Below are 21,787 nucleotides of genomic sequence, written 5' to 3'. Positions count from 1 at the left end.
ATGCTTGAACAACTCGCCCGTCGTCTTCGCCTGCTTGTTGATCGTGCCGTGGTACGTATCGTCACCGACAGTCTGGGTCGCCAGAACTTGCAGGTTCAGACTCTGGCGGATGCGACGAACGACGATGTCGAGCGTTTCCAGCAGTACGGATTTACCTCTTTCCCACCTGCGGGCTCAGAGGCGATTGTCCTCGCGGTCGGCGGCAGGCGTGAAGGTATGGTGGCGATTGCCGTTGAAGATAAGCGCTGTCGACCAACCGGTCTTGATGAGGGTGACGTCTGTCTTTATCATGGCGACGGCCAGTCCCGTATTATTCTCAAGGCGGATGGCGTAATTCAAATAACAGGGAAAACGGTAAATTACACCGCCAGCGAATTATTTGAGATTAATACGGCTCAATTAAAAATCGCTGGCCCTGCTGAATTTTCTGAGGACGTTACTGTTCGTGGTGATATTAACGCGAAAGGTAAATCCTTCATTGAACATATTCATAAGGACGGCGACGGTGAAAACACTACTGAGCCCTTATGACTATCGGACTGAGCTGGAACAATCGCTTATCACAGGGTGATATCACCTTCACACATGACGGCCTGTCGCTCGACGACGGGCTTGTCACTTTAGTCCTTATCTGCCTTTTCACCGATGCCCGCGCTGATGCCGACGATGAACTGCCTGACGGCTCAGATGACCCTCGTGGCTGGCCGGGTGACACGTTCAGCGATTTACCCTGGGGCTCAAAGCTCTGGTTACTCGACCGTCAGAAGCTGACCGAATCCGTGCGCCAGCGTGTCGAGGATTACGCCACGCTCTCGATGCAGCCGTTGCTTCGCGAGGGATATGCGCGTACCGCCGCAGTGACGGCCACCATCGCCAGCCGTGAGCGTATCGACTTTACCGTCATCCTGACCCGCCCGGACAAATCCACCCTGACGATTGAAATCAGCAAACGCTGGGAGGCAACTGCCAATGCCATTTAGTACCCCGACATTACGCAAGCTGATTCAGGACGGTGAAGCGGATATTGCGATTGAACTCGATATCCAGAAATTACCGCCTGTCGGTGTCGAAAAGGCGGTTAATATTTCCGTCAGTAGCCAGTTACGTGATTTATATGACCACCAGAGCTGGATTGCCGACCAGATAATTCCCACCACGAAATCAGATGACCAGACCATTATTGATACGGCGGTCACTGAGGGGGTTATTCGCAAGCAGGCAACGTTTGCCACCGGCCCTGTTACGTTCACTGGCTCAGCCACTATTCCCGCCGATACCGAAATGCAGAGCGCTGACAATATCGTCTGGCGTGTAACAGCAGATGCGCTGCCATCCGGTGGTCAGATAACGGCAAATGTTCAGGCCGATGAGGCCGGGGTGGATGGCAATCTGGCCGCAGGCGAAACGCTGACGCTACTGTCTCCCATTGCTGGTGTCGGTAGCACCGGCGCGGTCGCTTCCGGCAGCATCACTGGAGGCTCCGATATCGAGCCCATTTCAGAGCTGCTTGACCGTCTGCTGTTCCGCAAGCGCAATCCCCCGGTCGGCGGGGCGCTGCATGATTACGTTATCTGGGCTCGCGAACTGGCAGGCGTGACCCGCGCATGGGCTTATGACTGCTGGCACGGCACCGGCACAGTGGGGTTAGCCTGGCTCTATGATGACCGTGACGACATTATCCCGACCGATGCCGACAAGGTGACGATGGAGAACTACCTGTTTCGTCACGCCGACCCGGCCACGGGTAACTACGTCGGCAAGCCCGGTGGCATTGAGTGCTGGCCCGTCATTATCAGTCTGCACCCGGTCGATATGTCCATCAAGCTGACGCCTGACACTACCGCGACCCGCTCAGCGGTGCAGGCCAGCCTGCTGGCGCTCCAGAAGCAAATGTCACCGGGTAAGACCCTGCAAATATCGGCCTTACGCACGGCCATTGGTTCATCGTCCGGCGTGACCGACTACACCCTTTCAGTCAACGCTGATATCACCGTTCCTTCGGACGAACTCGTCACCATTGGAGTGCTCACATGGCTCACAACGTAGACGACTGGCTCCATGCACTCCAGCAGGTCATGCCCCGTGGTAAAGCATGGCCCCGCGATTTAAACGTCAATTTAACGAAGTTTTTACGGGCCTTTGCAGCCCGTTTAAGTCGTGTGGAAGGTGACGCGGATTCGCTACTGGCTGAAATGCGCCCGGAAACGACGACGCAGATGCTGACCGACTGGGAAGCGTATCTGGGGTTACCTGAATGTCTGCCGTTGTCTTCCACCATTTCGGCACGACGTCGTGACGCAGCAGAGAAACACCATCGCAAAGGTGGGCTTGCTCCCTGGCAGATAGAGGTCGTTGCGGCAAAACTGGGCTTCAAAATTAAGGTCAACGTCATTCTGCCGCATCACTGCCTGCGCAGTTGCACCTATCCGTTATGGCCCGCCCGTTACCGCTGGCTTCTGCAAATTGTTGTGCTGGATATAGAGGATGGTCGTTTCACCTGTATTGATAACGTCCTTGTCCCTTTGCTCACCGGACGGGCTCGCAATCTTGAGTGTGTATTAAATCAATATCGCCTGGCTGGTTCAGGTTATGAATTCATCTATTAAGGGAAACCGTTATGTTTCATCTCGATAACAGCTCCGGCGTCTCAGTAATGCCGACTCTGAAACCAGAAACGAGCAGTGAGCCTTTATTTTTTACAGAAGGTGGCGCTGGTATTCCTCCATCATATCCTGGTGCTGACTGGTTCAATATTGTCCAGAGTGAGCTATTGAATATTGTTCAGCAAAGTGGGATGGAACCAGATAAATTCAAACTGAATCAGCTCTTTGAAGCAATGAGCGTACTCTTTATGAGTAGGTTAGACCCTGACATTAGCGACGAAAAACTGAAGGTGTCTCTTCCATACACTGATGCGATTCAACAGGTTCAGCACGATCTGAATCTGGAAAAAGTGTATGTAAAAACCTTTGGTGCAAAGGGCAATTACAACCCTGTCGATGGTTCCGGGCAAGATGATACTTTGGCGTTCCGGCGTGCTACTGCGTATTGCGGTGCAGATGCAAGACGCAAGCTTTGTCTCGGTCATGGTACGTTTTTGATCACTGATACGGTACTTAGTAAACCTCTACTTGTTGAGGGGGAGCATGGTAATTCTCGTATTGTTGCGAAAAACATGACGGGTAAGGCTGTCTTCGATATGACAACCCCTACAGAGGATGTGGGGCGGGTTATTGGATCGAAGGATATTGAGTGGATTGTGGAAGGTGCTGATATTGATTGCGCCGTGCTGGGTCCAAAGGATGAAACGCAATACTTTACGAAATACCTGCGTTATGTAATTAGTGGCAACTATTGCCATGGGGCTAACCGCAACCTGGATGCATACAGTTTTGCCTGGGATCACAGCGCCAGCCGTTGGTTCAGGGTTGGTGATTGTGTCGGCGCACTTGTCGCATTTAACTGCATCCAGGGGAAGTTTGATATTCAACAAAATTTCGACACACAATTCAGTGATGTGGGGGTTGAGTTTGATGCTGCCGGGGGCGTTTTATCGGCTCGCGTCCATTACAACAATATTGGTCCAATCAAAACAGGTATTAAAATTTTAAATAATACCTTTGCTTCAATCCATGATAACGACTTGATCGGAACGATGGATGGCATCGACTGGGCGGGTTTAGTCCCATTCAACGAACCGAAAGTACATCACAACAACATCAATTCCCAAAAGCAGGGTATCGTTTTCTCAGGTCCAGATACCATGTCATTTGTCGATAATACTGTTCGCCGTCATGCCATGGGCTGGAAAGATAGCCCCTATGACTGGTATGGATTCAGAATCAGTAATAGCTTTGATATCAAGCTTATAGGTAACACAGTTCAGCCTGATACGAGTCTGGGGGCCTTTCCCAAAACAAATTATGGCTATGCCATGAGCACTTGCTCACTCAGCACGCTTACTGGTAATCATGTTGGTGTTGGTTGTAATCAAGGTATCAGCCTTGCTGATTGCACCGGGATAAATATTTCAGACACCGTTTCAACACAAAACGCCACGACTGACATTTTGTTCCGTCTTACTCAAAACGCCCGAAATATCAATATTGGATTGTATTCTCTCGTGTCCTCTTACGTCGGTACAGTCCTGTCCAAAGACTCCACTATCACCTTCCCTGTTAGTATGTTTAACAACCAGTTTGACCTGCAAAGCACGGGTAACGTTGTTTCTGAAAAAACCAGAGTCACCGCGCCTACTGACAGTAAAAAATGGCGACAAACAATTGGTAACACTCAACTGAGTAAGTCAATTGTGAACGATGCCGGGGTCGCGTTGAATTACCAAGTTATCACCAGGAATACTGCCGCTTCGGTAGCGCTATACGAAATCAGAGCGGAGCGAATCCGGGTGAACAATGGCCCTGACATCATCACTGGAACGGGAAATCCCGAAGGTGTAGTAACCGCCACCAAAGCCTCTCAATTCTGGCGTGTTGACTCAGGGGCCACGGCGTCACTTTACGTTAAAGAAACAACCACTGGAAATACAGGATGGGTAGCTAAATGAAAATGAAAGTTTTTCGTGATGACACCGGGCGGGTAGTTAACATTGGTGAATGGGACTACCTCATAAGTATTGAAATGGATGCTAACGGAGAAGAAATCGAGGTTGCCAGAAACCCTATGCCTGATGGTCTGATTGAGTCAGAAGAGGAAGTCGTAGTCGGATGGGATGGCGGGTTATATGTGGAAGGAGACCCAAGAGCTACCCAGCCTTAATTCGCACACAATTAAATGACACTTAAATTTGGATCATATGAAGCGATCTAAAGATAAGTGTCATAGTTTCGCGATTTATGTGCCGCGCTACACTGGCTGTAAAGCGAACGGGTATCGGTAGTCATGAATAGGCCTGACGGTTAAATGTTACCCCTCCCGACGGGAGAGGGAGTCATGGGAAGGGATTGTACAACGGACTGCGGTTAGGCGTTATAGCGTTCAATCAAGCCTTTGGCGGTTCGGTGCGCGCAAAGCTCTCGCGCAGGAACAGCGTTTCGGCCAGCTTCACCAGACGTGGGCGATCGACACACCAACCTGGCGCAATGCGGCGAAAGTTCAGGTAGCCAATCGCGCAGGCAATGGCGATGGTCGCCAGATTGAGGGTGTCAGCCTTCAGCGTGCCGTCGGCTAAATAGCCTTCCAGCGCGTCAAGGCTGCGGGCAATTTTTTCGCGCTGGCGCAGGACTTCCGCTTCCGACTGCTGCGCTGCCGGACGGGCGAGCTCACGCACCGAGGCCAGGCCGGCGTCCATAATGCCGTCGGCCAGCGCTTCCATCTGGCGTACCTTTAACGCTTCATGGGGATCGTTCGGCACCATTTCCGGTGCAATATTCAGTTGCTCAATGTACTGAGCAATAATCGGCGAATCGAACCAGCATTCTCCGCTATCGGTGACTAGCGCAGGCACTTTCCCTAACGGGTTAAATTGCGCCACACCGTTTTCAGCGTTATAGGGCTGCTCGTTGATAAATTCGAAGGCGATCCCCTTTTCCAGTAAGAGGATCGAGATTTTTCGGACAAATGGACTCGTGTAGCTGCCAACCAGTTTCATGTTCAACTCCTTTGCGCCAACAAAGCTATCAGTATGGCTCAGGCAGCCGCATTCGCCCTCTGGTTTTTATCCATTGAGCGATCGGGATAAAATAAAGAGCAGACAGACTACTTATGCAAAGTCTCCACGGGCCTGTACAGCTGACGGTAGTACGCCAGTCTTTCGAGAAACATCTCCGCTTTTTCTTCGGGGATATCGGTAGGAACCCGATCCGAACGCGACCGTTTGTTCAGATACTCCATGAACGCCTGGCTTGAAGCCATAAAGTCCACTGCTTTATCAATAAGTTGTGGAACATTTTCTCCGATCTTTCTCATCGTGCGCTCCTTCTCTTAAAAACCCTCTTATAAGAATGGATACTTAATCAAAAGCCCGTTGAGGAAAACGTGCGCATTTTGCGTAGAAATTTTAGAAAATGTGGCCTGGAGGAGAAATTACAAAAATAATCATAACAATCAAATTATTATGAAAATAATAAACGTATTGTCACGCAAAGAAACTACCGCATTTTGTATAATTAACTACCAGAAATGAGCGACAACGCGCATACTAGAAGCTATTACGCCTATTTTGTTATCAGATATCAGCAAGATGAAAGAAATCGAAAAAAATGAAATTAAGCGCCTGAGCGACCTGCTCGACGCTATTCGCCACCAGCAGGCAGCTCTGTCCCTGGTTGAAAGCGCAGAAAAATATGCCGAGCTGGAAGCAGAAAAAGCTAAGCTCGAAACTGAAATCGCGCGCCTGCGCGAAGTCCATACCCAGAAGCTCAGCAAAGAAGCGAAGAAGCTGGTCAAAATGGGTTTCAGCCGCCCTATCACGAAAAAAGAACAGGCCGACATGGGCAAGCTGAAGAAAAGCGTGCGCGGTCTGGTTGTTGTTCACCCAATGACGGCGCTAGGCCGTGAAATGGGTCTGCAGGTCATGACCGGGTTCGCAAAGAGCGAATTCTGATGCGACCCCCCTGAACCTTCTCCCGCCCGGGGGAAGGTTTTGTTCTACGCCTTCCATTGCTACCCCTCTGAATTGGCCCAACCAATTTCACAACCAAATTGCTATTGGTTCACAATTCCATCATTAAACATCACATTCGCATTGCTAACGCATAACATTTAGTTAACCATTCATTGTCATTAACCCTACACCACCCTATTGGCAGGGCCAATTTTACACAAACTGTGACGCAGAGATGAGCACAGACTCACCGCCGAGCAGCGCGTATGGCCCCCTGGAGACCTGCATGAGCCTCTGGCAACAAAACTACGATCCGGCCGGGAATATCTGGCTATCGAGCCTGATCGCATCGCTCCCGATCCTGTTCTTCTTCTTCGCGCTGATTAAGCTCAAGCTGAAAGGCTATGTGGCGGCTAGCTGGACAGTAGCTATCGCCCTGGGCGTCGCGCTGCTGTTCTATAAGATGCCCGTCGATCGCGCGCTGGCGTCGGTGGTTTACGGCTTCTTCTACGGCCTGTGGCCGATTGCCTGGATTATTATCGCTGCCGTTTTCGTCTACAAAATTTCGGTGAAAACCGGGCAGTTCGATATTATTCGTGCGTCGATTCTTTCGATCACCCCGGACCAGCGTTTGCAGATGCTGATTGTCGGTTTCTCCTTCGGGGCCTTCCTCGAAGGGGCGGCGGGCTTCGGCGCACCGGTGGCGATTACCGCAGCGCTGTTGGTCGGCCTGGGCTTTAACCCACTGTATGCCGCAGGGCTATGTCTGATTGTCAACACCGCGCCGGTCGCCTTTGGCGCGATGGGTATTCCGATTCTGGTTGCCGGTCAGGTTACCGGGCTGGACAGCTTCCACATTGGCCAGATGGTCGGCCGCCAGCTACCGTTCCTGACCATTATCGTGCTGTTCTGGATCATGGCGATTATGGACGGCTGGCGCGGTATCAAAGAGACCTGGCCTGCGGTTATGGTGGCGGGAGGATCGTTCGCTATCGCCCAGTACCTCAGCTCCAACTTCCTCGGCCCAGAGCTGCCGGACATCATCTCCTCGCTGGTGTCGCTGGTGTGCCTGACGCTGTTCCTCAAGCGCTGGCAGCCGGTACGCATTTTCCGCTTTGCCGACATGGGCGCGTCACAGGTCGATATGAATCTGGCACGCACCGGTTATACCGCCGGCCAGGTTATCCGCGCCTGGTCACCGTTCCTGTTCCTGACTGCGACCGTTACGCTGTGGAGCATTCCGCCGTTTAAAGCGTTATTCGCCCCGGGTGGCGCAATGTACGATCTGGTGATCAACATCTCGGTACCGTTCCTCGACAAAATGGTTGCGCGCATGCCACCGGTTGTTAGCCAGGCGACCGCCTACGCGGCGGTGTATAAGTTCGACTGGCTTTCTGCCACCGGCACCGCAATTCTGTTTGCCGCCCTGCTGTCTATTGTCTGGCTGCGCATGAAGCCAAAAGATGCCATCAGCACCTTCGGCTCCACGCTGAAAGAGCTGGCGTTACCGATTTACTCCATCGGTATGGTGTTGGCGTTCGCTTTTATCTCGAACTATTCCGGCCTGTCATCGACGCTGGCACTGGCGCTGGCGCATACCGGCCATGCCTTTACCTTCTTCTCACCGTTCCTGGGTTGGCTTGGCGTGTTCCTGACCGGTTCAGACACCTCTTCCAACGCCCTGTTCGCCGCGCTTCAGGCCACCGCCGCGCAGCAGATTGGGGTATCGGACGTGCTGCTGGTTGCCGCGAATACGACCGGCGGCGTCACCGGCAAGATGATTTCACCACAGTCCATCGCAATTGCCTGTGCGGCGGTGGGCCTGGTGGGTAAAGAGTCCGATCTGTTCCGCTTTACGGTCAAACACAGCCTGATTTTCACCTGTATGGTGGGCGTCATCACCACGCTGCAGGCTTATGTCTTAACCTGGATGATTCCGTGATAACACTGCCCAAACGTCTGTCAGACGATGTCGCCTGCCGCGTGCGGGCGCTGATTGAAGAACAACAGCTGGAGGCGGGCATGCGATTGCCCGCTGAACGCAAGCTGGCAAGCCAGCTCGGCGTGTCGCGCAACTCACTGCGCGAAGCGCTGGCGAAATTGGTTAGCGAAGGTTTGCTCCTGAGCCGCCGCGGCGGCGGCACCTTCGTGCGCTGGCAGCATGAGGGCTGGTCCGAACAAAATATTGTCCAGCCGCTGAGAACGCTGCTGGCCGATGATCCGGGCTACAGCTTCGATATTCTGGAAGCTCGCCACGCCATCGAAGCCAGCACCGCGTGGTACGCCGCGATGCGCGCCACCGATGCCGACAAAGAAAAAATCCGCCTCTGCTTTGAAGCCACCCAGAGCGACGACCCGGACCTTGCCTCACAGGCCGACGTGCGTTTCCACCTGGCCATTGCCGAGGCATCCCACAACGTGGTGCTGCTGCAAACCATGCGCGGATTTTTCGATCTGCTGCAATCTTCGGTTATCCAGAGCCGCGAACGCATGTATCTGGTGCCGCCGGTGTTTGCGAAATTGACCGAACAGCATCTGGCCATCCTCAACGCCATTACCCACGGTGACGCTGAAGGCGCTCGCCAGGCGATGATGGCGCATCTCGGGTTTGTCCACACCACGATTAAACGTTTTGACGAAGACCTGGCCCGCCAGGCGCGGATCACCCGCCTGCCCGACGACCACACTGATATTTCCAGGGAGAAAAAAGCATGATTATTTCCGCCGCGAGTGACTATCGCGCTGCTGCCCAGCGCATTCTGCCGCCGTTTCTGTTCCACTACATCGACGGCGGCGCCTACGCCGAGCACACCCTGCGCCGTAACGTAGAAGACCTGTCCGACGTGGCCCTGCGCCAGCGCGTGCTGAAGAATATGTCTGACCTGAGCCTGGAAACCACGTTGTTTAAAGAGCAGCTGTCGATGCCGGTGGCGCTGGCACCGGTTGGGCTGTGCGGCATGTACGCCCGTCGCGGTGAGGTGCAGGCCGCCGCCGCCGCCGATGCTAAAGGTATTCCGTTTACCCTTTCCACCGTGTCAGTCTGCCCGATTGAAGAGGTCGCACCGACCATTAAGCGCCCGATGTGGTTCCAGCTGTACGTCCTGCGCGATCGCGGCTTTATGCGCAACGCGCTGGAGCGCGCCAAAGCGGCGGGTTGCTCAACGCTGGTCTTTACCGTTGATATGCCGACGCCGGGCGCGCGCTACCGCGATGCCCACTCCGGTATGAGCGGCCCGAACGCTGCGATACGCCGCTACTGGCAGGCCGCCACCCATCCGCAGTGGGCGTGGGATGTGGGCCTGAATGGTCGCCCACACGACTTAGGCAATATTTCCACCTACCTCGGTAAACCAACCGGGTTAGAAGATTACATCGGCTGGCTGGCGAATAACTTCGATCCGTCTATTTCGTGGAAAGACCTCGAGTGGATCCGTGAGTTCTGGGATGGTCCGATGGTGATCAAAGGGATCCTCGATCCAGAGGATGCGCGGGACGCGGTGCGCTTTGGCGCCGACGGGATTGTGGTTTCGAACCACGGTGGCCGTCAGCTTGACGGCGTACTCTCCTCCGCCCGCGCGCTGCCGGCAATTGCTGACGCAGTAAAAGGCGATATTACGATCCTTGCCGATAGCGGCATTCGTAACGGTCTGGACGTGGTGCGCATGATTGCGCTGGGCGCAGATAGCGTGCTGCTGGGACGTGCATATTTGTATGCGCTGGCGACTCACGGCCAGGCGGGTGTGGCTAACCTGCTGAATCTGGTTGAGAAAGAGATGAAGGTGGCGATGACGCTGACCGGAGCGAAAACCATTAAGGATATTAGCGGTGATTCGCTGGTGCAGCAGGCGGACGTGGCGCAGACGTTCCGTGCGATTCAGCGCGGCGACGCGGCGTAGCACGCTCTGGCTGTTCAGCAATGTAGGCCGGATAAGGCGTTTACGCCGCCATCCGGCAACGTGCTCAATATTGCCTGATGGCGCTACGCTTATCAGTCCTACAGGATGAGGGTGACTGCGTTTTCTGCTATCCTGCCCCCCGCAATCCAAGGGGGCAGCATGCTTAACATCGTTTTATTCGAACCAGAAATCCCACCCAATACCGGCAATATCATCCGCCTGTGCGCCAATACCGGTTTCAATCTCCATATCATCGAACCAATGGGCTTTGCCTGGGACGATAAGCGCCTGCGTCGCGCCGGGCTGGATTACCATGAGTTTACCGCCGTTCAGCGCCATGCCGACTATGCGGCGTTTCTCGAAAGCGCCAAACCGCAGCGGCTGTTTGCCCTCACGACCAAAGGCACGCCTGCGCACAGCGCGGTGAGCTATCAGGACGGTGATTTTCTGATGTTTGGCCCAGAAACGCGCGGGCTGCCCGCGACCATTCTGGACGCGCTGCCGCCCGAGCAAAAAATTCGTATTCCTATGATGCCGGACAGCCGCAGCATGAACCTGTCGAACGCGGTGTCGGTGGTGGTGTATGAAGCATGGCGCCAGTTGGGGTATCCGGGCGCGGTATTACGGAGCTGATAGATTGCCGGATGGCGGCTCCGCCTTATCCGGCCTACGTCTGGCAACGTGAATGCCGTTAAATCCCGTCGCCGTACTCAAACCCGTGATTGATACCGTTAAAGTGCTGGTCCATATCCATCGCCGGTTTATCTGACTCCGGCTTGCCGACGATGCGCGCCGGAACACCTGCAGCCGTGGTATGCGGCGGAACGGGTTGTAAAACCACGGAGCCCGCGCCAATCTTCGCGCCGCGCCCCACTTCGATGTTGCCGAGAATTTTAGCACCCGCGCCAATCATGACGCCTTCGCGAATTTTCGGGTGACGGTCGCCGCTGGTTTTCCCGGTCCCCCCCAGGGTGACGGATTGCAGGATGGAGACATCGTTTTCAATGACCGCCGTTTCGCCCACCACGATGCCGGTCGCGTGGTCAAGCATGATGCCGCGGCCAATCTTCGCCGCCGGGTGGATGTCCACCTGGAACGATACCGACACCTGGTTTTGCAGGAAAATCGCCAGCGCGCGACGCCCTTGCCCCCACAGCCAATGGCCGATGCGGTAAGCCTGCAGCGCGTGGAAACCTTTCAGATACAGCAACGGGGTTGAATATTTGTCGACCGCCGGGTCACGGGTGCGAACGGCCTGAATATCACAGGCGGCGGAGGCGATCATTTCCGGATCGGCGGCGTAGGCTTCTTCCACCACTTCACGAATAGCGATAGCAGGCATAATGGGTGAAGCCAGCTTATTCGCCAGCATATAGCTTAATGCGCTGCCAAGATTTTCATGTTTGAGTAGCGTGGCGTGATAGAAACTGGCGAGCATTGGCTCACAGTCGGCCAGAGCCCTGGCTTCCGCTTTAATGTTGTTCCAGACAATTTCCAGTTCTTCACACGACATTGCATACTCCAGACGTATTGGAACGATCGGCCAGTCTCTGCTAGCCGGATCGTCGGGATGACAAAGGTTTCCTGCGATTAGTTGCCGCTATGCTCATCCTTGCGTGCACGACCTAACAAGGTCAATGCTGCCTCGCGCGCACTTTTTCCGCAATATAATACCTGATAAATTTCCTCGGTTATTGGCATTTCGACACCTACACGGTGCGCCAACTCGCGGACTTCTTTGGTATTACGGTAACCCTCAACCACCTGGCCAATAGCGTCCTGCGCTTCCTGCACCTGCGCCCCTTTCCCCAGCGCCATACCGAAACGACGGTTACGCGACTGGTTGTCGGTACAGGTCAGCACTAAGTCTCCCAGCCCCGCCATGCCCATAAAGGTCACCGGGTCAGCGCCCAGCGCCACGCCCAGGCGTGACATTTCGGTCAACCCACGGGTAATCAGCGCCGTACGCGCGTTCGCGCCAAAGCCGATGCCGTCGGAGATACCCGCGCCAATCGCAATCACGTTTTTCACCGCACCGCCCAGCTGGACGCCGATGAAGTCAGGATTACTGTAAACGCGGAAACTTTTGCCACAGTGCAGCAGCTGCTGTAAATCGTCGGCAAAGGTCGGGTCGGTGGCCGCCAGTGAAATCGCCGTTGGCAGACCTGCCGCCAGTTCTTTAGCGAACGTCGGGCCAGAGATCACCGCCAGCGGGATTTCATCACCCAGCGCTTCGCGCGCCACATCCTGCAGCAGACGACCGGTTTCTGCTTCCAGCCCTTTTGTCGCCCAGACCAGGCGCGCATCAGGACGAAGCAACGGTTTCATCTGACGAAGTACGTCGCCGAACACGTGGCTTGGCACCACCACCAGAATATCGCGGCTGGCAGCCAGCGCGGTCGCAAGGTCGCTTTCCAGGTGCAGCGTATCGGGGAACGGAACGTCGGGAAGGAATGCCGCGTTGCAGCGATCGTGCTGCAAGGTTGCGACATGCTTGGGATCGTGGCCCCACAGTACAACCGGGTGGCCGTTTCTTGCCACGGTGATGGCAAGAGCGGTGCCGTACGAGCCGGCACCGATCACAGTCATTGAAGCATTAAGTGCGTTCATCAGGCATCCTGATGTTGTTCTGCACCTTCGCCAGACTGCTGTTGCAGATAGTTCATGAACAGCGCATCAAAGTTAACCGGCGCAAGGTTCAGCTGTGGGAAGGTCCCACGGGAAACCAGGCTGGTGATGCATTCACGCGCATACGGGAACAGGATGTTCGGGCAGTAGGCACCCAGGCAATGAGCCATCTGGGTTCCTTCGATACCTTCGATAGAGAAGATACCCGCCTGCTGAGTTTCGCACAGGAACGCAGTTTCTTCGCCCAGCGTCGCCGTTACGGTGACACGCAGCACCACTTCATACACGCCTTCAGCCAGCTGGTTGGAAGCGGTATCAAGATCAAGTTTAACCTCTGGCTGCCAATCTTTCTGGAAAACATGCGGTGCATTCGGCGCTTCGAAGGAAACGTCTTTGGTGTAGATGCGCTGAATCTGGAAAGCCATTTCTGCGTTGTTTTGTTCTGACATGTGTAAAAACCCTTTCGTGTTGTCCTTAAAAAAAGCGGTACGCTTCACGCCCGCCGAAGTCAGGCGTGAACGCTTCGCAAAGCATTAGCGCAGCAGGGGATCAAGTCCACCACGCGCATCAAGCGCATACAAGTCGTCGCAGCCGCCAATGTGCTGTGCATCAATAAAAATCTGCGGCACCGTGGTGCGGCCGCTGCGCTGAATCATCTCTTCACGCTTTTCCGCGTTGCCGTCGATAGGCAGTTCCTGGAAGGTGACGCCTTTTTCAGACAGCAGCGCTTTTGCACGGTGGCAATAAGGGCACGTCGCTTTGGTGTAAATCTCAATCTTCGCCATGACAGCTCTCCTGACTTTACCCGAGAAATCTTATTTGCCGCGAACCAGCGGCAGGTTTTCACCGCTCCAGCCAGCAATACCTTCTTTCAGTACGAAAACTTTTTCAAAACCCGCTTTCAGCAGCGCGTTGGCAGACTCGCTCGCCTGCATACCGGAGCCATCGGCAACGATAATCGGTTTGTCTTTGTGCTTTTCCAGCTCGCCGACGTTGTTGGCTTTGATTTCGCTCGCCAGCAGATTCACAGAACCGGCAATGTGGCCTTTACGGAAATCGTCGCGCTGGCGCAGGTCAACGACCACGGCGTCTTCTTTGTTAATCAGGCGCGTCGCTTCGCCACGGTTGATGACCTTAACTTTCGACATCAGCCCTTTAAAGGTGGTGAACAGCACGGCCGCCAGCAGCGCGATCCACGCGATGCTCAGGACAGGGTGACGACCAACAAATTGCATAATCTCTTGCATGGGGGGTAACAGCTCCCGACGTGTAATGTTTAAAAACCAGGGAAGGAGTATACCTGCGGCGTGGCGCAAATACAGCCAGCGCGCGCGATGTAATGCGTTTTCTGCGGAGTGCCACGGAAAAAAGGGCGAAAATGTGCGTATTTCCTCGTGCATCTCCCCGCTTTCTTTGATCTCTCATTGTTATTTTATCGATTCAGCTGTAGTAAAATTACGCAAATTTTCTGTCTTTAGAGCATGAGGTTGTCGCAATGTCGGTTTCTAAAAAACCTATGGTACTGGTGATCCTGGATGGCTACGGCTACCGCGAAGAGCAGCAGGATAACGCTATTTTCAGTGCAAAAACCCCGGTAATGGATGCGCTGTGGGCAAAACGTCCGCACACCCTGATTCACGCATCTGGCCTCGAAGTGGGCCTGCCGGACGGTCAGATGGGTAACTCCGAAGTGGGTCACGTTAACCTGGGCGCAGGTCGTATCGTGTATCAGGACCTGACCCGTCTTGACGTGGAAATCAAAGATCGCCAGTTCTTCGCTAACCCGGTGCTGTCCGGCGCGGTAGACAAAGCGGTTGCCGCCGGTAAAGCGGTACACATCATGGGCCTGCTGTCCGCCGGTGGCGTTCACAGCCACGAAGATCACATCATGGCAATGGTAGAGCTGGCCGCTGAACGCGGTGCAGAAAAAATCTACCTGCACGCGTTCCTCGACGGTCGCGACACCCCACCGCGCAGCGCCAACGGCTCCCTGCAGAAGTTTGAAGAGAAATTTGCCGCGCTGGGCAAAGGCCGCGTCGCCTCCATCATTGGTCGTTACTATGCGATGGACCGTGACAACCGTTGGGATCGCGTTGAACAAGCTTACAACCTGCTGGTTGAAGCCAAAGGCGAGTTCCAGGCTGACACCGCGGTTGCCGCATTGGAAGCAGCCTACGCTCGCGATGAAAACGATGAATTCGTCAAAGCCACCGTTATCCGTGCAGCCGGCCAGGCCGATGCCGCAATGGAAGACGGCGATGCGCTGATCTTCATGAACTTCCGTGCTGACCGTGCGCGTGAAATCACCCGTGCATTCGTGAACGCTGACTTCGACGGCTTCAAACGCCACAAAGAAGTCAAACTGGGTGACTTCATCATGCTGACCGAATACGCAGCAGACATCAAAGCACCGTGCGCTTATCCACCAGCCTCCCTGGAAAATACTTTCGGTGAGTGGATGGCGAAGCATGACAAAACGCAGCTGCGCATCTCCGAAACTGAAAAATATGCACACGTGACCTTCTTCTTTAACGGCGGCGTAGAAGAGCCGTTCAAAGGTGAAGATCGCATTCTGATCAACTCCCCGAAAGTGGCGACCTACGACCTGCAACCGGAAATGAGCTCCGCCGAGCTGACCGAAAAACTGGTTGCCGCCATCGAAAGCGGTAAGTACGACACCATCATCTGTAACTACCCGAACGGCGATATGGTTGGCCATACTGGCGTGATGGAAGCCGCGGTGAAAGCCGTTGAAGCCCTGGACCACTGCCTGGATGAAGTGACCCGTGCGGTTGAAAAAGTGGGCGGCCAGATGCTGGTCACCGCTGACCACGGCAACGCCGAGCAGATGCGCGATCCGGCTACCGGCCAGGCACACACCGCACACACCAGCCTGCCGGTTCCGCTGATCTACGTTGGCGACAAAACCGTCAAAGCGGTGGAAGGCGGCAAGCTTTCCGACCTCGCGCCGACCATGCTGTCGCTGATGGGCATGGAAATCCCGCAACAGATGACTGGTAAGCCGCTGTTCATCGTGGAATAATCCTTCCCCATGAGGGGAAAGGCGATTTATTCCATTAAATGGGCCGGGGCAACGCTTCGGTCCACGTTGTACGCCAGCGCACTCAGCGCTGGCGTATTGCTGTGCGCGGCATCCGCCCATGCGGACGACCGCTCGCAGCTGCAATCTATTCAGGCCGATATCGCCGCCAAAGAGCGCGCGGTACGTCAGCAGCAGCAGCAGCGCGCTACCCTTCTCGCCCAGCTCAAAGCGCAGGAACAGGCCATTGCCGCCGCCGCGCGCCAGCTGCGCGAAACGCAGAACTCGCTGGCGCAGCTTAACGCGCAAATCGCCGAGATGAACGCCAATATTGCGAAGCTGGAAAAACAGCGCGCCATGCAGGAGCGTAACCTCGCAGCCCAGCTCGATGCCGCGTTTCGTCAGGGCGAACATACCGGTATTCAGCTCATTCTCAGCGGCGAAGAGAGCCAGCGCGGCCAGCGCCTTCAGGCCTATTTTGGCTACCTGAACCAGGCGCGCCAGGAAACTATCGCCGAACTCAAACAAACGCGCGAAGACGTCGCAGCGCAAAAATCCGAGCTGGAAGAGAAGCAGAGCCAACAGCAAACGCTGCTTTATGAGCAAAAGGCGCAGCAGGCTAAGCTCGAAGCGGCGCGCAATGAACGTCAGAAAACAATCTCCGGGCTGGAATCTTCGATTCAGCAGGGCCAGCAGCAGCTCAGCGAGCTGCGGGCCAACGAATCCCGCCTGCGCAACAGCATTGCCCGTGCCGAAGCCGCTGCGAAAGCCCGCGCCGAACGCGAAGCCAAAGAGGCTGACGCGGTGCGCAACCGCCAGCAGGAGGCCACCCGTAAAGGCACCACCTATAAACCTTCCGAAAGCGAACGCTCGCTGATGGCGCGCACCGGCGGCCTGGGCGCACCGCGCGGCCAGGCGTACTGGCCGGTTCGCGGGACGACGCTGCATCGCTATGGCGAACAGCTGCAAGGTGAGCTACGTTGGAAGGGGATGGTCATCAGCGCATCGGAAGGGACCGAAGTCAAAGCCATTGCCGATGGGCGCGTCATCCTGGCCGACTGGCTACAGGGCTATGGTCTCGTGGTGGTCGTCGAGCACGGTAAAGGTGATATGAGCCTTTACGGTTATAACCAGAGCGCGCTGGTCAGCGTCGGCACTCAGGTCCGCGCCGGGCAGCCCATCGCCCTGGTGGGCAACAGCGGCGGTCAGGGCCGACCATCGCTCTATTTCGAAATTCGCCGCCAGGGTCAGGCGGTCAATCCACTGCCGTGGTTGGGAAGATAAGTTTTGCTTCAATTTCGTCAGGTTGTACTACTTGGTGCGCTGGCATTAACCGCACCAGGCTATGCCGGTAAGCTCGCCATTGTTATCGATGACTTCGGTTATCGCCCACAGCAGGAAAATCAAGTGCTGGCGATGCCGTCCACGATTTCCGTTGCGGTGCTCCCTAACGCGCCTCACGCCCGTGAAATGGCCACCAAGGCCCATAACGCAGGGCACGAGGTGCTGATTCACCTGCCGATGGCCCCCATCAGCAAGCAGCCGCTGGAAAAAGACACGCTGCGCCCGGATATGAGCAGCGATGAGATCGAGCGCATTATCCGTGAAGCGGTAGAGAAAGTGCCGTACGCCGTGGGCCTGAACAACCATATGGGCAGCGCCATGACCTCCAGCCTGTTCGGCATGCAGAAAGTGATGCAGGCGCTCAGCCGCTACAACCTTTACTTCCTCGACAGCATGACCATCGGCAACAGCCAGGCCATGCGCGCCGCCAACGGCACCGGCGTGAAGGTGATTAAACGCAGAGTGTTCCTCGACGATACCCAGAACGAAGCGGATATTCGCCGCCAGTTTAACCGGGCTATCGATCTGGCGCGCCGCAACGGTTCCGCCATTGCTATCGGCCACCCGCATCCCACCACCGTGCGCGTGCTGCAGCAAATGGTTTATAGCCTGCCGCCGGATATTACGCTGGTCCGCCCGAGCAGCCTGCTCAATGAGCCGCAGACTGATACCTCTACGCCAAACCGGGGAATGCCGTCCTCCGTTGAGCCGACGTCACCGCGCAATCCGTTCCGCGGCGTGAAGCTCTGCAAGCCGAAGAAACCGCTGGAGCCGGTCTACGCCAGCCGCTTCTTCAACGTGTTAAGCGAGAGCATCACCCACAGCACGCTGGTGCAGTATATGCAGCTGCAGTGGCAGGGGTGGCAGAACGGTTAGTCTTTCAGATCTAACGTCAGATGGGCCAGACGGCGTGGCGTCAGCGATTTATCGCGCCACTTATTGAAGCGAATGGCCCACAGCATGACCTGATACGCCAGCTTCACGCTGCAAATATTGCTTACCATCCGTTTAAACATGCCGGAGACTTCCGCTTCGGCAATCATCCGCTCGCGAATCTTTTGGTCCGGTTCTTTACGAATGCAGTGGCAGACGCGCAGCGCTTCGTAAATCACCTGCTGCTTAAACTCAGGATAAATCGGAATACGCCCGGCGTAGTCGCGGTTCATCTTGTCGAGCAGACGGGTAATTTTGATGTAATGGCGCTGGTAGATAAGGTTCTTCAGCCCGGTGCGCGGCAGGCGGCTGACGGACGCGCCGTGCAGGAAGTATTTATACAACGGCACTTCCGTATAACGCGCGCGTTTGGCGTTAAACATAAACTCGGTCGACCAGATGATATCCTGGTGATGCAGGCCGGGGATAAAGCTCAGCCCCGCATCACGGATGGTCTGATGGCGGTAAACGCCCATCCACACGACATGGCGCCAGCGGCGGCTGGCGAGCCCTTTACGTAGCCATTCCGGCCCGGTCATGACCTCCGTAGAACGAATCCGGTCGACGGGGATTGAAGCCCAGGTCTTGCCCGTCTCGGCAATACACCAGTCGGCGTTGCACTGCGCCACGTCCAGGTTATCCTTCAGCGCCATCGTCATCAGCGTTTCGTACATTTCCGGGTAGGCAATATCGTCGCCGTCAACGTAGGCAATGTATTCGCCTTTCGCCACCTTCATGCCGGTATTGCGCGCCGCCGAGACGCCCCCGTTACGCTGATGCAGCAGGTGAACATGCGGGTAGCGATCGACGTAAGACTGCGCCAACTCCGCTGAGTTATCCGTCGACCCATCGTTAACAATGATAATCTCGATGTTCTTCCAGGTTTGCGCGATCAGCGAATCCATACAGGCGATGAACGGTTCGCCCGTGTTGTAAAGCGGCATAATGACGCTCAGGAGACCGGGGGTATAGGTCATATAAAATCCTGCCAGACTGTGTAATTAACGGCAATTTTTAACATAGATAGCCATAAAAGGTCAGCGAAAGTTATTGCTGACTGCGCTGCGTAAGGGCAAAAAAAATCCCCGGGTATTTAACGCTAATAAATACCCGGGGACAACTTACGTGAAGCCGATTAATCCCAACTCAGTACGACTTTACCGGACTGGCCGGAACGCATCGCATCAAAGCCTTTCTGGAAGTCATCAATGCCAAAGCGGTGGGTGATAATCGGGGACAGATCCAGCCCGGACTGAATCAGCGCGGCCATCTTGTACCAGGTTTCGAACATTTCACGACCATAGATACCTTTAATAAACAGCCCCTTAAAGATAACTTTGGTCCAATCGATGGACATATCCGACGGAGGGATCCCCAGCATGGCAATGCGCCCACCGTGGTTCATGGTGTCGAGCATTGAGCGGAAGGCTGGCGGCGCGCCGGACATTTCCAGCCCCACGTCGAAGCCTTCGGTCATGCCCAACTCTGCCATGACGTCGTTGAGATTTTCTTTCGCGACGTTAACCGCGCGGGTAACGCCCATTTTGCGCGCCAGCTCCAGACGGTATTCATTCACGTCGGTAATAACCACGTTACGCGCGCCGACGTGTTTCGCCACCGCTGCGGCCATGACGCCGATCGGGCCCGCACCGGACACCAGCACATCCTCGCCAACCAGGTCGAAGGACAGCGCGGTGTGTACCGCGTTGCCGAACGGATCGAAGATGGAGGCCAGATCGTCGGAAATATTATCCGGAATTTTGAAGGCGTTGAACGCCGGGATCACCAGCTGTTCCGCAAAACAGCCCTGACGGTTCACGCCGACGCCAATCGTGTTACGGCACAGGTGCGTACGACCCGCGCGACAGTTACGGCAGTGCCCGCAGGTGATGTGGCCTTCACCGGAGACGCGGTCACCGATCTTAAAGCCACGCACTTCCTGACCGATGCCGATAACTTCGCCAACGTATTCGTGCCCAACGACCATCGGTACCGGGATGGTCTTCTGCGACCATTCATCCCAGTTATAAATATGCACGTCGGTGCCGCAAATCGCGGTTTTGCGAATCTTAATCAGCAGGTCGTTATGGCCGAGCTCCGGTTCTGGAACGTCGGTCATCCAGATCCCTTCTTCCGCTTTCAGTTTGGATAACGCTTTCATCTCACACCCTTAGGCAATGACGCCCAGTTGTTTACCGATGCGGGTAAAGGCTTCCACCGCACGTTCAATTTGTTCCGTCGTATGCGCCGCCGACATCTGGGTGCGAATACGCGCCTGGCCTTTTGGTACCACCGGGAAGAAGAACCCGGTCACGTAGATGCCTTCTTTTTGCAGTTCACGTGCGAAGTTTTGCGCCACCACCGCGTCGCCCAGCATGACCGGGATAATCGCGTGATCGGCACCCGCCAGCGTAAAGCCTGCGGCGGTCATTTTTTCACGGAACAGGCGAGCGTTGGCCCACAGTTGGTCGCGCAACGCCGCGCCAGACTCGACCATCTCCAGCACTTTGATGGACGCCGCCACAATTGCGGGTGCCAGCGAGTTGGAGAACAGGTAAGGGCGCGAGCGCTGACGCAGCCACTCCACCACTTCTTTACGCGCGGCGGTATAGCCGCCGGACGCCCCGCCGAGCGCTTTGCCCAGAGTACCGGTAATGATATCCACGCGGCCCATCACATCGCAGTATTCATGGGAGCCACGGCCGTTTTCGCCGACAAAACCGACGGCGTGGGAGTCATCGACCATCACCAGCGCATCGTATTTATCCGCCAGATCGCACACGCCTTTCAGGTTGGCAATCACGCCGTCCATGGAGAACACGCCGTCGGTGGCGATCAGGACATGACGAGCACCGGCCGCGCGCGCTTCTTTCAAGCGTTCTTCCAGTTCAGCCATATCGTTGTTGGCATAGCGGAAACGCTTCGCTTTGCACAGGCGCACACCGTCAATGATGGAGGCATGGTTCAGCGCATCGGAAATAATCGCATCTTCAGCGCCCAGCAGCGTTTCAAACAGGCCGCCGTTGGCATCGAAACAGGAGGAGTACAGAATGGCATCTTCCATACCGAGGAAGCTCGCCAGCTTTTTCTCCAGCGCTTTGTGGCTGTCCTGAGTCCCGCAGATGAAACGCACCGACGCCATACCAAAACCGTGGCTGTCCATACCCGCTTTCGCGGCGTTAATCAGCGCTGGATGGTTCGCCAGACCCAGATAGTTGTTGGCGCAGAAGTTGATAACGTGGCTGCCATCGCCCACGGTGATATCCGCCTGCTGAGCGGAGGTGATGATACGTTCTTCTTTAAACAACCCTTCCGCACGAGCGGTGTCCAGGTCGCTGGTTAACTGTTTGTAGAAATCACCACGCATTGCAACTCTCCAGA

The 21,787-nt window shown here is 55.5% G+C and carries 24 protein-coding genes; 14 read left to right on the top strand and 10 right to left on the bottom strand.

Annotated elements, in window-relative coordinates; genetic code table 11:
* The 6 genes from H7R56_RS01070 to H7R56_RS01045 are packed head-to-tail and all read left to right on the top strand — an operon-like array spanning position 1 to position 4,779.
* Positions 1-531 (top strand): phage baseplate assembly protein V, encoded by a 531-nt coding sequence (locus H7R56_RS01070; RefSeq protein ID WP_182928456.1) that lies wholly within the window; start codon positions 1-3, stop codon positions 529-531.
* Positions 528-980 (top strand): phage GP46 family protein, encoded by a 453-nt coding sequence (locus H7R56_RS01065; protein WP_182928455.1) that lies wholly within the window; start codon positions 528-530, stop codon positions 978-980. Before H7R56_RS01070 ends, H7R56_RS01065 begins: the two co-directional genes overlap by 4 nt.
* Positions 970-2,046, top strand: a complete 1,077-nt coding sequence (locus H7R56_RS01060) for a baseplate J/gp47 family protein (protein ID WP_182928454.1) — start codon at positions 970-972, stop codon at positions 2,044-2,046. Before H7R56_RS01065 ends, H7R56_RS01060 begins: the two co-directional genes overlap by 11 nt.
* Complete coding sequence (locus tag H7R56_RS01055; RefSeq protein ID WP_182928453.1) at positions 2,031-2,606, top strand: YmfQ family protein; 576 nt, start codon at positions 2,031-2,033, stop codon at positions 2,604-2,606. Before H7R56_RS01060 ends, H7R56_RS01055 begins: the two co-directional genes overlap by 16 nt.
* Positions 2,607-2,617: 11 nt before the next feature.
* Positions 2,618-4,567, top strand: a complete 1,950-nt coding sequence (locus H7R56_RS01050; protein ID WP_182928452.1) for a hypothetical protein — start codon at positions 2,618-2,620, stop codon at positions 4,565-4,567.
* Positions 4,564-4,779, top strand: a complete 216-nt coding sequence (locus H7R56_RS01045) for a hypothetical protein (protein WP_182928451.1) — start codon at positions 4,564-4,566, stop codon at positions 4,777-4,779. Before H7R56_RS01050 ends, H7R56_RS01045 begins: the two co-directional genes overlap by 4 nt.
* A 223-nt stretch (positions 4,780-5,002) precedes the next feature.
* Here H7R56_RS01045 and H7R56_RS01040 read toward each other — a convergent pair whose 3' ends face one another.
* Together H7R56_RS01040 and H7R56_RS01035 are read right to left on the bottom strand one after the other, a co-directional pair.
* Complete coding sequence (locus H7R56_RS01040; protein ID WP_106924982.1) at positions 5,003-5,611, bottom strand: glutathione S-transferase; 609 nt, start codon at positions 5,609-5,611, stop codon at positions 5,003-5,005.
* Positions 5,612-5,718: 107 nt separating this feature from the next.
* Positions 5,719-5,928, bottom strand: coding sequence for a hypothetical protein (locus H7R56_RS01035; RefSeq protein WP_106924981.1), 210 nt, complete (start codon positions 5,926-5,928; stop codon positions 5,719-5,721).
* 274 nt (positions 5,929-6,202) lie between these two features.
* On the opposite strand from H7R56_RS01035, the gene H7R56_RS01030 reads away from it, so the two are divergent.
* The 5 genes from H7R56_RS01030 to trmL all read left to right on the top strand — a co-directional run bounded on the left by H7R56_RS01030 (position 6,203) and on the right by trmL (position 11,094).
* Positions 6,203-6,565: a YibL family ribosome-associated protein gene (locus tag H7R56_RS01030; protein WP_106924980.1), complete on the top strand. Its 363-nt coding sequence runs from the start codon at positions 6,203-6,205 to the stop codon at positions 6,563-6,565.
* A 286-nt stretch (positions 6,566-6,851) separates the two neighbouring features.
* Positions 6,852-8,507 carry an L-lactate permease gene (lldP, locus tag H7R56_RS01025; protein ID WP_106924979.1) on the top strand — a complete coding sequence of 552 codons (1,656 nt, stop codon included), beginning with the start codon at positions 6,852-6,854 and terminating at the stop codon, positions 8,505-8,507.
* On the top strand, positions 8,504-9,280 hold the full coding sequence (gene lldR, locus H7R56_RS01020; protein ID WP_106924978.1) for a transcriptional regulator LldR: 777 nt from the start codon (positions 8,504-8,506) through the stop codon (positions 9,278-9,280). Before lldP ends, lldR begins: the two co-directional genes overlap by 4 nt.
* Complete coding sequence (gene lldD / locus H7R56_RS01015; RefSeq protein ID WP_106924977.1) at positions 9,277-10,461, top strand: FMN-dependent L-lactate dehydrogenase LldD; 1,185 nt, start codon at positions 9,277-9,279, stop codon at positions 10,459-10,461. Before lldR ends, lldD begins: the two co-directional genes overlap by 4 nt.
* Positions 10,462-10,620: 159 nt before the next feature.
* Entirely contained in the window at positions 10,621-11,094 is a 474-nt protein-coding gene (gene trmL, locus H7R56_RS01010) for a tRNA (uridine(34)/cytosine(34)/5-carboxymethylaminomethyluridine(34)-2'-O)-methyltransferase TrmL (protein WP_106924976.1), read from the top strand.
* Positions 11,095-11,152: 58 nt separating this feature from the next.
* On the opposite strand, the gene cysE is transcribed toward trmL, so the two are convergent.
* From cysE to H7R56_RS00985, 5 genes are all read right to left on the bottom strand, one after another.
* Positions 11,153-11,974 (bottom strand): serine O-acetyltransferase, encoded by an 822-nt coding sequence (cysE, locus tag H7R56_RS01005; protein ID WP_035894708.1) that lies wholly within the window; start codon positions 11,972-11,974, stop codon positions 11,153-11,155.
* Between the two features lie 77 nt (positions 11,975-12,051).
* Entirely contained in the window at positions 12,052-13,071 is a 1,020-nt protein-coding gene (gene gpsA, locus H7R56_RS01000; protein WP_106924975.1) for an NAD(P)H-dependent glycerol-3-phosphate dehydrogenase, read from the bottom strand.
* On the bottom strand, positions 13,071-13,538 hold the full coding sequence (gene secB, locus H7R56_RS00995; protein WP_106924974.1) for a protein-export chaperone SecB: 468 nt from the start codon (positions 13,536-13,538) through the stop codon (positions 13,071-13,073). The genes gpsA and secB overlap by 1 nt, the downstream gene beginning before the upstream one ends.
* An 84-nt stretch (positions 13,539-13,622) precedes the next feature.
* A complete protein-coding gene (grxC, locus tag H7R56_RS00990; RefSeq protein ID WP_106924973.1) occupies positions 13,623-13,874 on the bottom strand; it encodes a glutaredoxin 3 in 252 nt (83 codons plus the stop codon).
* Positions 13,875-13,904: 30 nt separating this feature from the next.
* The gene (locus tag H7R56_RS00985) at positions 13,905-14,336 is read right to left on the bottom strand and encodes a rhodanese-like domain-containing protein (protein WP_106924972.1); all 432 of its coding nucleotides are present in this window, start codon (positions 14,334-14,336) and stop codon (positions 13,905-13,907) included.
* 248 nt (positions 14,337-14,584) lie between these two features.
* On the opposite strand from H7R56_RS00985, the gene gpmM reads away from it, so the two are divergent.
* The 3 genes from gpmM to H7R56_RS00970 are packed head-to-tail and all read left to right on the top strand — an operon-like array spanning position 14,585 to position 18,349.
* Entirely contained in the window at positions 14,585-16,132 is a 1,548-nt protein-coding gene (gene gpmM / locus H7R56_RS00980; RefSeq protein ID WP_106924971.1) for a 2,3-bisphosphoglycerate-independent phosphoglycerate mutase, read from the top strand.
* 9 nt (positions 16,133-16,141) lie between these two features.
* Positions 16,142-17,413, top strand: coding sequence for a murein hydrolase activator EnvC (gene envC, locus H7R56_RS00975; RefSeq protein ID WP_106924970.1), 1,272 nt, complete (start codon positions 16,142-16,144; stop codon positions 17,411-17,413).
* 3 nt (positions 17,414-17,416) lie between these two features.
* A complete protein-coding gene (locus H7R56_RS00970; RefSeq protein WP_106924969.1) occupies positions 17,417-18,349 on the top strand; it encodes a divergent polysaccharide deacetylase family protein in 933 nt (310 codons plus the stop codon).
* On the opposite strand, the gene H7R56_RS00965 is transcribed toward H7R56_RS00970, so the two are convergent.
* The 3 genes from H7R56_RS00965 to kbl all read right to left on the bottom strand — a co-directional run bounded on the left by H7R56_RS00965 (position 18,346) and on the right by kbl (position 21,773).
* Positions 18,346-19,383 carry a glycosyltransferase gene (locus H7R56_RS00965; protein ID WP_106924968.1) on the bottom strand — a complete coding sequence of 346 codons (1,038 nt, stop codon included), beginning with the start codon at positions 19,381-19,383 and terminating at the stop codon, positions 18,346-18,348. The two genes, H7R56_RS00970 and H7R56_RS00965, sit on opposite strands and share 4 nt — an antisense overlap.
* Positions 19,384-19,541: 158 nt before the next feature.
* Positions 19,542-20,567 (bottom strand): L-threonine 3-dehydrogenase, encoded by a 1,026-nt coding sequence (tdh, locus tag H7R56_RS00960; RefSeq protein WP_106924967.1) that lies wholly within the window; start codon positions 20,565-20,567, stop codon positions 19,542-19,544.
* A gap of 9 nt (positions 20,568-20,576) precedes the next feature.
* Positions 20,577-21,773 (bottom strand): glycine C-acetyltransferase, encoded by a 1,197-nt coding sequence (gene kbl / locus H7R56_RS00955; protein WP_106924966.1) that lies wholly within the window; start codon positions 21,771-21,773, stop codon positions 20,577-20,579.
* Positions 21,774-21,787: the final 14 nt, after the last annotated feature.

The sequence above is a fragment of the Klebsiella sp. WP3-W18-ESBL-02 genome (assembly GCF_014168815.1).
Taxonomy (GTDB): domain Bacteria; phylum Pseudomonadota; class Gammaproteobacteria; order Enterobacterales; family Enterobacteriaceae; genus Kluyvera; species Kluyvera ascorbata_B.
The sequence above is the reverse complement of the archived record's forward strand: the minus strand, read 5'-3'. Positions and strand labels throughout refer to the sequence as shown.